Source organism: Lacinutrix mariniflava, from assembly GCF_001418015.1.
Lineage (GTDB): Bacteria > Bacteroidota > Bacteroidia > Flavobacteriales > Flavobacteriaceae > Lacinutrix > Lacinutrix mariniflava.
In genome coordinates this window covers 338703-351912 of sequence record NZ_LIQG01000020.1, presented here as the reverse complement: position 1 = coordinate 351912, position 13210 = coordinate 338703, and the positions used below count along the sequence as shown (strand labels likewise).

At 31.4% G+C, this 13210-nt stretch carries 13 protein-coding genes; 3 read left to right on the top strand and 10 right to left on the bottom strand.

The annotated features are described in order from the left end of the window. Positions 1 to 72: 72 nt before the first annotated feature. The gene (locus tag ASC44_RS04910) at positions 73 to 1599 is read left to right on the top strand and encodes a sensor histidine kinase (protein WP_241491404.1); all 1527 of its coding nucleotides are present in this window, start codon (positions 73 to 75) and stop codon (positions 1597 to 1599) included. 4 nt (positions 1600 to 1603) lie between these two features. Next, positions 1604 to 2311 carry a response regulator transcription factor gene (locus ASC44_RS04905; RefSeq protein ID WP_055446504.1) on the top strand — a complete coding sequence of 236 codons (708 nt, stop codon included), beginning with the start codon at positions 1604 to 1606 and terminating at the stop codon, positions 2309 to 2311. Positions 2312 to 2381: 70 nt separating this feature from the next. On the opposite strand, the gene ASC44_RS04900 is transcribed toward ASC44_RS04905, so the two are convergent. The 10 genes from ASC44_RS04900 to ASC44_RS04855 all read right to left on the bottom strand — a co-directional run bounded on the left by ASC44_RS04900 (position 2382) and on the right by ASC44_RS04855 (position 12242). After that, positions 2382 to 3653 carry a DUF2254 domain-containing protein gene (locus ASC44_RS04900; protein ID WP_055446503.1) on the bottom strand — a complete coding sequence of 424 codons (1272 nt, stop codon included), beginning with the start codon at positions 3651 to 3653 and terminating at the stop codon, positions 2382 to 2384. A 51-nt stretch (positions 3654 to 3704) separates the two neighbouring features. After that, positions 3705 to 4619: a tRNA (adenosine(37)-N6)-dimethylallyltransferase MiaA gene (miaA, locus tag ASC44_RS04895; protein WP_055446502.1), complete on the bottom strand. Its 915-nt coding sequence runs from the start codon at positions 4617 to 4619 to the stop codon at positions 3705 to 3707. 9 nt (positions 4620 to 4628) lie between these two features. Next, the gene (locus tag ASC44_RS04890; RefSeq protein WP_055446501.1) at positions 4629 to 5489 is read right to left on the bottom strand and encodes an ion transporter; all 861 of its coding nucleotides are present in this window, start codon (positions 5487 to 5489) and stop codon (positions 4629 to 4631) included. 22 nt (positions 5490 to 5511) lie between these two features. Next, positions 5512 to 6891 carry an exonuclease domain-containing protein gene (locus ASC44_RS04885; protein WP_055446500.1) on the bottom strand — a complete coding sequence of 460 codons (1380 nt, stop codon included), beginning with the start codon at positions 6889 to 6891 and terminating at the stop codon, positions 5512 to 5514. A gap of 23 nt (positions 6892 to 6914) precedes the next feature. Next, positions 6915 to 7583 carry a YggS family pyridoxal phosphate-dependent enzyme gene (locus tag ASC44_RS04880; protein WP_055446499.1) on the bottom strand — a complete coding sequence of 223 codons (669 nt, stop codon included), beginning with the start codon at positions 7581 to 7583 and terminating at the stop codon, positions 6915 to 6917. Further along, on the bottom strand, positions 7580 to 8167 hold the full coding sequence (locus tag ASC44_RS04875) for a hypothetical protein (RefSeq protein ID WP_055446498.1): 588 nt from the start codon (positions 8165 to 8167) through the stop codon (positions 7580 to 7582). Before ASC44_RS04875 ends, ASC44_RS04880 begins: the two co-directional genes overlap by 4 nt. A 3-nt stretch (positions 8168 to 8170) precedes the next feature. Then, positions 8171 to 9409 (bottom strand): DUF1015 domain-containing protein, encoded by a 1239-nt coding sequence (locus ASC44_RS04870; protein WP_055446497.1) that lies wholly within the window; start codon positions 9407 to 9409, stop codon positions 8171 to 8173. A 34-nt stretch (positions 9410 to 9443) separates the two neighbouring features. Next, positions 9444 to 10073 carry a peptidoglycan DD-metalloendopeptidase family protein gene (locus tag ASC44_RS04865; RefSeq protein ID WP_055446496.1) on the bottom strand — a complete coding sequence of 210 codons (630 nt, stop codon included), beginning with the start codon at positions 10071 to 10073 and terminating at the stop codon, positions 9444 to 9446. A gap of 164 nt (positions 10074 to 10237) precedes the next feature. Then, the gene (locus tag ASC44_RS04860) at positions 10238 to 11128 is read right to left on the bottom strand and encodes a 3-hydroxybutyryl-CoA dehydrogenase (protein ID WP_055446495.1); all 891 of its coding nucleotides are present in this window, start codon (positions 11126 to 11128) and stop codon (positions 10238 to 10240) included. Positions 11129 to 11282: 154 nt separating this feature from the next. Next, a complete protein-coding gene (locus tag ASC44_RS04855; protein WP_055446494.1) occupies positions 11283 to 12242 on the bottom strand; it encodes a Gfo/Idh/MocA family protein in 960 nt (319 codons plus the stop codon). A gap of 156 nt (positions 12243 to 12398) precedes the next feature. On the opposite strand from ASC44_RS04855, the gene ASC44_RS04850 reads away from it, so the two are divergent. Then, positions 12399 to 13040 (top strand): protein-L-isoaspartate(D-aspartate) O-methyltransferase, encoded by a 642-nt coding sequence (locus ASC44_RS04850; RefSeq protein ID WP_055446493.1) that lies wholly within the window; start codon positions 12399 to 12401, stop codon positions 13038 to 13040. Positions 13041 to 13210: the final 170 nt, after the last annotated feature.

The window sequence follows — 13210 nt, the reverse complement described above, 5'->3', positions numbered from 1 at the left end:
AGGCTTACTAAATGTTAAAATATTAATTTTGAATGGATGAGTAAAAAAGTGTTTTTTGTACTAGCTACCCTAATGAGTCTATCTCTTATAGGAATAATTTTTGTGCAAGCCTATTATATTTCTAATTCTATTAGTAGCAAAGAGGATAATTTTAACTTTAACGTTAAACAGGCCTTAATACAAGTTACTAAAAATGTAGAAACAGAAGAATATAGAGATCATGTTAATAGTTTAAGGAAATTGATGGCGCAAGATATTGATGTTATTAAAGATACAACGGCCATTATTAACCTTTATATTAAACAGGAAGATCAAGCTAAAAATGAAACATTAGTTTATAGAAATGGAATATTAGAAGAGAATTATAAACTATCTCCGGCGCTCTTTGACATAGGTTTAGATACTATAAGTATAAAAAAGGTTATTAGTGAAAACGAAACGAAAGTCTATAAAACAAGTGAAATTGATGGTAAAGTAAAGATCAATGAAACGTTTATAGAATATGGGAAAACAGAAAAAATTCTGTTTGAACCATATTACAGAAATTTCGCTTATAGAACACCAATACACCAACGAATATCAAAAGAAAAAATAGAGAGATTACTCAGTCTTAAATTAATGCAGTTTGATATCGATATTGATTACGAATTTGCTATTTATAGTAATGATTTAGCAACAAAAGTACAAACAGATAATTTTGAGTTAGAAAACCAAGGAACAATGGGATTTCCCATTTTTACTGAGGATAATGGTAATTATAATTATCGCTTGCTAGTTAATTTTCCAGATAGAAATAGGTTTATATGGTCTTCTGTAATAGGTATGTTAGGCTTATCTATTTTATTTACATCCATAATACTAATAGCCTTTGTAACGGCATTATCACAGATTATAAAGCAACGTCAGATTGCCGAAATTAAAACAGATTTTATTAATAATATGACGCATGAGTTTAAAACTCCAATTGCAACCATAAATCTGGCTTTAGATTCTATTAAGAATCCTAAAATAATTAATGATAAAGAGAAAGTAAAACGCTATTTGCAAATGATACGAGAAGAAAATAAACGTATGCATGCGCAAGTAGAAAATGTACTTAGAATATCTAAACTTGAAAAAAACGAGTTAAACATTAGTAAGGAAGGTGTTAGTTTACACGACTTAGTAGAAGACGCAATCTCTCACGTCGAGTTAATTGTGGAAGATAGACAAGGTCATATAGAAACAGAACTAAAGGCAACTAAATCATCTGTACTAGCTAATGAAACGCATTTTATAAATGTTTTAGTAAATATTTTAGATAATGCTATCAAATATTCTCCAGATGCTCCAAAAATTACTGTCGAATCAGTAAATGTTGGAAATAATATTTTGGTGACTATTAAAGATGAGGGTAGCGGAATGAGTAAAGCTGCTGTAAAGCGTGTTTTTGAAAAATTTTATAGAGAACACACAGGTAATATACATAACGTAAAAGGTCATGGTTTAGGCTTATCTTATGTAAAAAGAATTGTAGAAGATCACAGTGGTCATATATCAGTAACGAGTGAAAAAGGAAAAGGAAGTGCTTTCACGATAAAACTTCCGTTAATATCATAACATTATGGACGAACAAGAAAAGAAAATATTATTAGTTGAGGATGATCCAAATTTTGGAACAGTTTTAAAAGATTATTTAATGATGAATGACTACGCAGTTGTCCATGCTAAAAATGGTATGGAAGGCTTCGAAAAGTTTAAAAAGGACGATTATGACCTTTGTATCTTAGATGTTATGATGCCTTATAAAGACGGTTTCACACTCGCTAAAGAAATTAGAGAAAAAAATGCTGAAGTGCCAATTATCTTTCTTACTGCAAAAGCAATGAAAGAAGATGTACTTAAAGGTTATAAAGTAGGAGCAGACGATTACCTTAATAAGCCTTTTGATAGTGAGGTGCTTTTAATGAAAATTAAAGCAATCATGACTAGAAAAGCAACAGATACAGTTGCGGATAGTAAGCAATTTGAATTTAAAATTGGTAATTTCGACCTTAATTCTAAATTAAGATTTCTTACTTATAAAGGTGGTGAAGCAACAAAATTGTCTCCTAAAGAAAATGAATTATTACGTTTATTAGCTTTACATGAAAACGATTTAATGCCAAGAGAATTAGCATTAACAAAAATATGGAGAGATGATAATTATTTTACATCTAGAAGTATGGACGTTTATATCGCTAAATTACGTAAATACCTTAAAGTAGATGATAAAGTAGAAATACTAAACATTCATGGTGAAGGTTTTAGATTAGTTGTAACTCCAGAGTAATCAACAAAATTTAAATTTACATAAAAAAACACCTCATGTCAGTGGTTTTTAGTGATGTTAAAGTATTTTTTTATGTGTTAATTCTTAAAAACGAAAGGTCTCTCTCGTTTTTAATACTCTCTTTAGCATCTCGTTTTAATTGTTCTGTTTCCGTCTCAATAGCATCGCTATACACTTCATTTTTACAAATGGATTTTAAGCTATATAACATGGTTAAAAGTTTTTGAACTATAATAATATCGTGTTTACAATACGTTCTTAAAGCAGCCATAACTTGAAATAACAATTCTTTAAAAGTTAACGTATTCATGGTCGCTCTAATCTCATCATCTATTTTAGTATAGGTAACATCGTTTTTTCTTAATCTTACAGCAAAGAGTTGCGTAAGATAATCTATGGCATTAATTGCAGTTCCAGGATCGTTAATGCCTGGAGACATTGCTTTTACCGCAATTTCAGTAAGTTGCTTAAAGGCTAAAGCATAATTGTCTTCTATCATTTCGCTTTGTGCGAAAACAAAAAGTCTAAGAATCTTTTCTACTTGCTCGTCATCAAGTTTCTTGTCTGCTCTAAATAAATCGTCTTCAGTTAAAACAAATGTTCCTTTTACAGGTGTTACTTGAATTCTTGTATTAGTCTCTTTTGCAATATTTGCAATATTTTTTAAAGAAACATCTTGTAGATAACCACTTATATTAGAAGGATATCTTTCCCAGTTTTTAGTGTCTTCAAATTTCTTTATATCATCATTCTCATCTTCATTTTTAATTAAAATATCCAAGCGACTTTTAGAAGATAAAAAAATCTTCTCCATAATATTACTAATCTGTATGGCTTGAGAAATAGAATGTATAAAATATATAAAAGCGGCAAGACACATAAGCATAGCTATAATCGCAAATAATACTGAGAATCCAGGGAGCTGGTATTTATTACCATCTGGTTCTATATATACCAAAATAATTATACAGTAAATAATGGAAGCAAGGTAGCAACCTAATACAATTTGATGTTTTCTATTAGATATCAATCCGGGTAATAATCTAGGAGAGAAATTACTAGATGCTTGACTTAATATACTCATTACCATAGTAAAACTAAATACCATAATAGATATTAAACCAGCGATAAAAGTGGTTAAAAGTGCACGTGCAGTTTCGGTATTATTTATAACTAATTGTGGTGTTACATCTAGTAAATATTTAGAAATACCGCGCTCTTCTAAGTAAAACATAATATAGGCAAAGGTAAAGCCAGCCAATCCTATTAACGATGGATAGAATGCGATGTTATCTTTTAATCTATAAACTAGCCTAAAAAAATGTAATATTTTTTCTTTCATAAAGTTAATTCTTAACACTAAGATACTATTAGTTTAATAGTAGAAAGTGCTCTATTGCATTTTACTTTGTACTTTGGAGATAATCTCTGGCGATTCGGTTTCATAATCAAACCAGACGGTGTCTTCATTTCGTTTAAACCACGTTAACTGGCGTTTAGCAAAACGACGAGAATTCTTCTTCATTTCTTCAATTGCAAAATCAAGCGTCCATTCTTCTTTTAAATAATTAAACAACTCTTTGTAGCCAACAGTATTCAAAGCATTAAGATGTTGTTTGTCTAAAAGAGATTTGGCTTCTTCTAGCTGTCCGTCAGCTATCATAATATCCACACGTTTGTTAATACGATTGTAAATTATTGCTCTTTCTGCAGTTAAACCTATAGTTATAGTTTTAAAATTACGATTGTTTTTATCTTTATTTAAAAATGAAGAATAAGGTTTTCCACTTCCAATACAAATTTCTAAAGCTCTAATAACACGCTTTGGATTATCTATTGCTATTGTATTGTAAGCATCGATATCTAATGTTTTAAGCTGTAGCTGAAGTGTTTCTAGGCCATTTTCAAGTAACTCCAAATTCAAGCGTTCTCTGATGCTTTTATCTACTTCAGGAAAGTAATCTAATCCTTTTGTAACAGCATCTACATAAAGGCCAGAGCCACCAACCATTATAACAACATCGTGTGCTTTAAACAAAGTGTCTAATGTTGCTATAGCTTCTTTTTCAAAAGTTCCAACATTATAGATGTCTTCAATAGACTTGTTATGTATAAAATGGTGTTTCGCTTGTGCTAATTCTTCAGCCGTTGGTGCAGCTGTGCCAATTTGCATTTCTTTATAAAACTGTCGAGAATCTGCCGAAAGTATTTCAGTATTAAAAAAATTAGCGAGTTTAATACTCAAGCTGGTTTTTCCAATGGCAGTAGGTCCTACTATGGAAATAAGGTATTTGTTTTGAGAATTCAATGTGTAGAATTATTCTATATGGAGGTTGTGACCGCAATTATAGCAATATTCAGCTCCGTCTATATGATTAGCTGTCAAACAATTTTGACAATTTTGAGAATTAAGATTAATCTTATCTGGCTCTGTCTTGTTTTCTTCGTCTTTTTTATTAGCACTTCGAGTATATTCTGCCGAAACAATACCTGTAGGAACAGCAATAATACCATAACCCATTATCATAATAATAGTAGCAATAAGTTGTCCTAAAGGTGTTTGCGGTGCAATATCTCCAAAGCCTACAGTGGTTAATGTTACAATACACCAATAGACACTTTTTGGGATATTATTAAAGCCATTTTCTTCACCTTCTACTAAATACATTAAGGTCCCAAAAATAATAGCAGCAATAATAACGGCAAATAGAAATACAGATATTTTTGCACGACTTGCTTTTATAGCTCCAGCTAATTTGTTAGAAGCACCAAGATATCTAGCTAATTTTAAAATTCTAAAAACTCTTAATAGACGCAATGCTCTTAAAGCAACTAAAGCATGGCCACCAACAAAGAAGAAAGATAAATACATTGGTACGGTAGATAATAAATCGATAATTCCATAAAAGCTTAAAATGTATTTTTTAGGCTTATTTACAGTAATTATTCGTGCAATGTATTCTATTGAGAAGAGGATAGTAACTATCCATTCTCCAATATATAATATGTTGTGATATTTTTTATCTATTGTGCTAACACTCTCTAGCATAACTAATGCAATACTAGCAAGAATAAAAATAAGTAATACAACATCAAACAATTTCCCTTCAGGAGTATCTGCTTCGTAGATAATCTCGTGGAGTTTATTTTTCCAGTTAGGTTTACTTGTTTTACTCATAAATCAAAAATACTAAAAAAGATTATTCTTTTGTATTAGGCTCAAATTTTAAAATCTTAAGGCGTTTATTTTTACGCAGATAGCTTTGTATAATATGCTGCGTATATCTATTATTTTCCATTGGAATAATAATAGATTTCAAGATGTCTATGTTGTTTAATTGATGGTTTAAATTGTAAAAACCATAGCCTTTAAAAACACCATTTTCTATTAAAATAGCACTACGCTCATCAACCTTTCTACCTTTGTCTACAATAATCATGTTTTGATCTTTATAGCTATACTTTTCAATAAACTGCTGAACTCTTTCGTTATAAATATCGGTGTTTTCCTCATTTATACAAGCACCTTCACATTCTTTCAATTCATATCTAAAACAACTGTCAGCTGTTTTTTCTAAACCCGTAAGTTTTAAACATAAAGAATACGTTTCTACTGCACGATGCATAAAGTCTTTGGCACTTTGTCTATTACTAAAAGTTGTGATCGATTTTTTACGACCATCGGAAACATCAATAGTTAAATTTATGTAACCATTACTGTCTATTGAACTGTATAATGCATGAGAAAATTTAGTTTTTCGCAAGGCACGATTAAAAATAGGTTTGTTCTGTTTAATTTCGTGACTCTCTTTTAATAAAGCAATGAGTTCACTTCCAGTCGCATCGTAAGTTACTGTTGCAACTTGAACCTGGATTTTTTTAGATTTCCTATCGTTACCTGTAAAGTGTTGGTTTATCCGTTTTTTAATATTCTTACTCTTTCCAATGTAAATAATATTACCCTCTTTATTATGAATGTAATACACTCCAGTTTCAGAAGGCATTTGGGCAATAATGTCTGTAAGTTTTGGCTCTAATTGTAGTTTAGGATGCTTTTTTAGAAAGGTTTGTATAATGGTTTTCTCAACATCTTTACTCAATAATAATTCAAATAGTTTCACTGTTGCTAATGCATCTCCAGAAGCACGATGTCTATCTGTAACAGGTATTCCTAAAGAACGCACTAATTTGCCTAAACTGTAAGAAGGTAGATCTGGAATTAGTGTTTTTGCTAATTCTACTGTACATAGTGTTTCGCGATCGAAATCGAAACCTAAACGTTTAAACTCTGTAGTTAGAATTCTATTATCAAACTGTGCATTATGTGCAACAAGAACGCAACCTTCTGTAATTTCTACAATGCGTTTAGCTATTTCGTAAAATTTAGGTGCATTCTTTAGCATGTTACTGTTAATGCCTGTAAGGTTAACTACAAAAGGTTGGATCTCTCTTTCCGGGTTTACTAAACTAATAAATTGGTCTACAACCTCGTGACCATCAAATTTATAAATAGCAATCTCCGTTATGCCTTCTTCGTTATACTTACCACCTGTGGTTTCTATGTCTATTATTGTGTAAATAGTGTATTCTTTTTATTAAACGACTAGTTATAATTTCTGCTACCAAAGATACTACTTCCAACGCGAACCATTGTACTACCACAGTCAATTGCTAGTTTGTAATCGCCACTCATTCCCATCGATATAGTATGCAATTGGCAGTTTTGAGTATTCAGTCCTTTTAAATCCTCGAAAGTAGATTTTAAAAACTTGAATTCTTTTTCAATTTGATTGGTGTTTTCTGTAAAAGTGGCCATTCCCATAACACCATTAATTTTAATATTTTTTAATGCTGAAAAATCCTCCGATTGTAATATATCTGAAGCTTCCTTTGGTGTCATTCCAAATTTAGAATCCTCATCTGCTATTTTAATTTGAAGCAAACAGTCAATAACTCTGTCATGTTTTAAAGCTTGTTTGTTAATTTCTTTAAGGAGCTTAAAACTCTCCACTCCATGAATTAAACTTACAAAAGGAGCCATGTATTTTACCTTGTTGCGTTGTACATGTCCAATCATGTGCCACGTGATGTCTTTAGGCATTTCTTCATACTTGTCTGCCATTTCTTGGATTTTATTTTCTCCAAAAATGCGTTGTCCAGTAGTGTAGGCTTCCATTAAATCGCTAACCGGTTTCGTTTTAGAAACAGCAACTAATGTTACGTGTTCTGGAAGTGTTTGTTTTATTGCGTTTAGGTTTTGTTTTATAGTCATTTTGTTAGAAATAAATTTCTGTATTTTTCTGGAAAGGAATCAATTGGTAATTCCTTATTTATTATTTTATTTGTTTTAGAGATTAAATAGCGACCATGATCTGTTGGTTCATATCCTTCATTATAATTATTAATAAATCGATTAAAATCATTTTGATTTTTACCAACTTCTTGAATCTGATCAGATTCTTCCGATAAAAGATAGTCATTGTTTTTCCAATTAAATGTGAAATAATTAGTTTTAACTTGTAATTTAAGGCAAGAAAATTCTATTGTATCACATACTAATTTATAAATTTCGTTTACTTCATTAAATTCACATTCTTTACATAGAAGAGGTTGTAAATTTAGGACGTTATTTTCATGAATATAGGTGCCTGTAGTCTCAGAAATCCCTAATTCTTGATGAACTTGATTAATAAATTTGAATTTTTTGTCACTAAACAGGATGAGTTTCATAAATCCATGATGGTGTTTATATGAATAAAGCAGAGTGTCAATTTTTTTAGTTTCTAATTTTTTTTCAGCCTTCTCTTTACAACTAAGTAATGAATAAAATAAAATTATAACTAATAAAACTCTCATAATTTAAAACTCATAAATAGTTACACCACTCCTCAGTTTAGGTTCAATATAAGTACTCTTTGGTGGCATTTTAAGACCATCGTTTGCAATGTGTTTCATTTGTTCTATTGTGGCAGGAACCATGCCAAAACCAACTTTAAATTCACCGCTATCTATTTTGCTTTTAAGGTTTATAATATCTTTTTTTCCGCTTAGGTAATCTATTCGATTATCATTACGTAAATCACTAATTCCTAAAAGCGGTTTTAAAATAGTTTGGTAGAGTAGTTGAGCATCAAGTTCGTCTAACGATGTTTTAAACTCATAGTAGGTTTTTCGTAAATATAAAGAATAAAATTCGCCATCCAAATACATACTAAAATGATGCGCTTTCGATGGTTTGTAAGGCATAATACCTCTGTTTTCTATTCGATAAATGGTGTCCAATTCAATTAAAAACTCTTCTTTAGTTAATCCGTTTAAATCTTTAACAAGTCTATTAAACTCATGAATTTGTAATTCAGATTCTGGAATTAAAAAACTCATAAAGTAATTATAAGTTTCATCACCTTTATGGTTTTTGTTTTCAGCTTTTAAGGCGTTACACAGTAAGTTTGACGACGACGAGCGATGGTGGCCGTCGGCAATATAAAGCGTTTCCATTTTTGCAAAAGCTTCAGTAATAATTTTAATATGTGCTTCGTTGTCTATTTGCCATAAATAATGTGTGTCGCGATAGGTTGTTGTAAATTCAAATTCTGCGCGCTGTTGTTGTATTTCTTTTAAAATATTTGAAATAGCATCATTATCTGAGTAGGTTAGGAGTACAGGTTCTGCATTAAATCCAACAGTTTTTAGGTAGTCTTTAAAAACGGTTTCACGACTAGCAATAGTGTCTTCGTGTTTTTTTATAATATCATTTTGGTAATCTGCTACACTTGCAGCGGCAACAATACCATTAAAGGTTTGCTTGTCGCGATCTACAATTTTATAAATGTAAAAAGAGGGCTTTTTATCTTTAACAAAAACACCATCTTCTTTAAATTCTAAATACCTGTTCTTTACTAGTTGATAGCGGGCTTCACCAGAAATTTCTTTAGCGTACTTATAACCAGGATTTACAATGTGTAAAAAAGAAAACGGATTATAATTTAAGCGTCCTTCGCGTTCTTCTTGCGTGTAACTTTGGTACGAGCGAGAGGCCACAAGGCTCACTTTATCTCGCGTTGGTTTTACTGCTTGAAACGGAATTATTTTTGCCATGTTTACGTCCTGCGAAAGCCGGAATCTGTTTTAATTATTTTCTATTCTTTTTTATAAATTGCGTAGGATCTAAATAACCAGAGATGTCATTAGAGTAACCTGGACCAATATCTAAATTTACGGAATCTCTAACTTCTAAATGAAGATGTGCCCAATATTGACCGCTATTATTACCAATAGTTGCAATTTTATCGCCTTTTTTTACAAACTGATTTTCTGAAACTAAAATAGTATCGCAATGTGCGTAAAGCGATTCGTAAAGTGTATTGTTTTTTAAATGAACGATTCTAAGTACATTTCCCCAACCACCACTATAATCTTTAACTTCGCTTATATAACCATTTCCAATAGCATAAATAGCATCTCCTAAATCTGAATTTCCACCACCAACACCATTCCAGTCGTCTCCTAAATGGTTGTTTTCTTGAAACTTTTGAGCGTTGTAATAGTTTTTAGCATCTGGTTTTCCAACAGGGAAATCGAAACCGTTCGAAACGTATTCGGGATTGTTTTTAAAAAGAATTTTGTAGTCTGTTTTTTTAATAGTGTCTTTTGCTATACTTATTACCTGAGTTGTGTTTTTTACAACTTGTTTCGTTTTAACTTCTTCTTTACAAGAAATAATGGTTATACATAGAAAACAAAGAGTAATAAACTTAATCATTAATTTTTTTTTAAAATATAACTGTCATTACGAGAACAAAGGACGTGGCAATCTCTTAATGTAAGTAACTCTTTTTATGAGATTGCCACGTCGTTCCTTCGTCACTTTTCGCAATGACAATTACTGTCGAGTGATGCTCTGAATGAACACTGTGACTACAATTTTTATTTCAAAAACTGCTTCGAAACCTTTTCAGCCTTTCTGCTTTCAGAATAATCGTAAAAACCTTCACCAGATTTAATACCTAGTTTTCCTGCACGAACCATATTTACTAGTAAAGGACAAGGTGCATATTTAGGGTTTTTAAAGCCGTCGTGCATTACGTTTAATATAGATAAGCAAACGTCTAAACCTATAAAATCTGCTAATTGTAATGGACCCATTGGGTGTGCCATTCCTAATTTCATAACAGTATCAATCTCCTCAACTCCAGCAACACCATTATATAATGTTTCTATAGATTCGTTAAGCATTGGCATTAATATACGGTTGGCAACAAAACCTGGATAATCGTTAACCTCAGTTGGTGTTTTACCTAATGTTTTAGATAAATCCATAATGGTATTGGTTACTTCGTCGCTTGTATTATAACCACGTATAATCTCTACCAATTTCATAATTGGTACAGGATTCATAAAATGCATTCCAATTACTTTTTCTGGGCGAGAAGTTACTGCCGCAATTTGTGTAATTGAGATAGACGATGTGTTTGTTGCTAGAATAGTATCTTGAGCACAAGCCTCGTCTAACTGCTTAAATATCTTTAATTTTAAATCTAAATTCTCTGTTGCAGCTTCTACAACTAAACTTGCGTTTTTAACACCTTCGTTAACACTAGTATAGGTAGTAATGTTGGCTAAAGTTTCAGCTTTGTTAGCTTCTGTAATTCTTTCTTTAGCGACCATTCTGTCTAAATTTTTAGCAATAGTTGCTAATCCTTTTTTTAGAGAATCTTCACTTATATCTATTAATTGTACTTTAAAACCTGATTGTGCAAAGGTATGAGCAATACCATTTCCCATAGTTCCTGCTCCAATTACTGCTACGTTTTTCATAAATAATTTTTTGTCATTGCTAGACTTTTTTAAGTCGTGGCAATCTGTTTGTTTAATAACCTAAATGTGATTTTTTATAATTTGAAGAGATTACTTCTGTATTTGTTTCTTAATAATAACGATTTGTTTTATAAGATTCCCATTTTCATGGGAATTAAAACTGATCAATAATCATGGTTGCAACACGCAAAGCCTCAGTACCATCATGTAATGTAACTATTGGTTTTGTGTTGGTGTTTATAGCTTCAGCAAAGCTTTCTAACTCGTCTAAAATAGCGTTGTTACTAGAAACGTCTGGATTATCGAAATAAATTTGCTTCTTTATACCTTCAGCATTTTGAAGAATCATATCAAAATCTCCTGGAGTTTCTGGAGCATCTTTCATTTTTACAACTTCACATTTCTTTTCTAAAAAGTCTACAGAAATGTAAGCGTCTTTTTGAAAGAAACGCGTTTTACGCATATTCTTTAAAGAAATTCTACTTGCTGTTAAATTTGCAACGCAACCGTTTACGAATTCTATGCGTGCATTTGCAATATCGGGAGTATCACTAATTACTGAAACGCCACTTGCAGAGACACTTTTTACTTTAGATTGCACAACACTTAAAATAACATCAATATCATGAATCATTAAATCTAAAACCACAGGAACATCTGTTCCTCTTGGATTAAATTCTGCCAAACGGTGTGCTTCAATAAACATTGGACTATCCAATTGGTGTTTTATCGCTATAAATGCAGGATTAAAACGCTCTACATGCCCAACTTGACCTTTAACACCGTGTTCGGCAACTAAAGTTCTTAACGTTTCGGCTTCTTCAACGGTATTTGTAATAGGCTTTTCTATAAAAATATGCTTGCCTTTAGCAATCGCTTGTCTAGCACAATCATAATGAGATAATGTTGGTGTTACAATATCTACCATATCTACAGCGTCTATTAAAGCTTCTATAGAGTTAAAGTATTTGTAACCAAATTCTGCTTCTACTTTTTTACCGTTTTCTTCACTAGAATCGTAAAAACCAATAAGGTTATATTTTTCAGACTGTTTAAGTAGTCTTAAATGAATTTTCCCTAGGTGTCCAGCACCTAAAACTCCAGCGTTTATCATTCTATTTACGTTTTGTTCAAAAATAAGATATTTAGCTACGAATTTCGCAAATTTGATTAAAATTTTAATTGAGATTGACAATAAAATTTAAATTGGCTATTTACTTTTAAAACGAAATATCTTTATTAATTTTAGCATTCTAAACTCTCCATAATTTTGCAAGATAATTTTAAACATAAAGGCTTAAGGCAACAACTCGTTAGCATATTGATAAACAAGGGCATTACTGATAAGGCAGTGTTAAATGCTATTGGTAAAATACCACGTCATTTGTTTATGGATTCTGGATTTTTAGACCATGCTTATCAAGATAAAGCGTTTCCTATTGCTGCAGATCAAACTATTTCGCAACCGTATACTGTTGCTTTTCAAACCGAGCTAATGCAAATTACTAGAGGAGACAAGGTTTTAGAAATTGGTACTGGAAGTGGTTATCAAACGGCAGTTTTATGCGATTTAGGAGCCAAAGTGTATAGTATAGAAAGACAACAAGAGCTGTTTAAGAAAACGAGTAAGTTTTTACCAAAACTTGGTTTTAGGGCTAAGAAATTTATTTTTGGCGATGGTTATAAAGGTTTAGTCGAAGAAGCGCCTTTTAAAAGTATTATTGTTACTGCTGGTGCTCCTTTTGTGCCTAAACCATTATTAGCGCAATTAGAAATTGGAGGTCGTTTGGTTATACCTGTTGGAGAAAACGTGCAAACTATGACGCTTTTTGTTAGAAAAGGAGTGAAGGAGTTTGATAAAACCGAGTATGGTGAGTTTCGATTTGTACCGCTTTTAGAGGATAAGAATTAATTTTTTTTGAGAGGTTTGTTTAATGGTTACGTATATGAAACATAGCGTGTAAAAAGACACTATCGTTTTGGATTATACACGAGCCGAATTTTTAAATATTTCTTTTTACTTAATTTTCTCAAAAGCCAAATTTAAAAATTTGGTGGTCTTCGAAAACACACACAAATCTT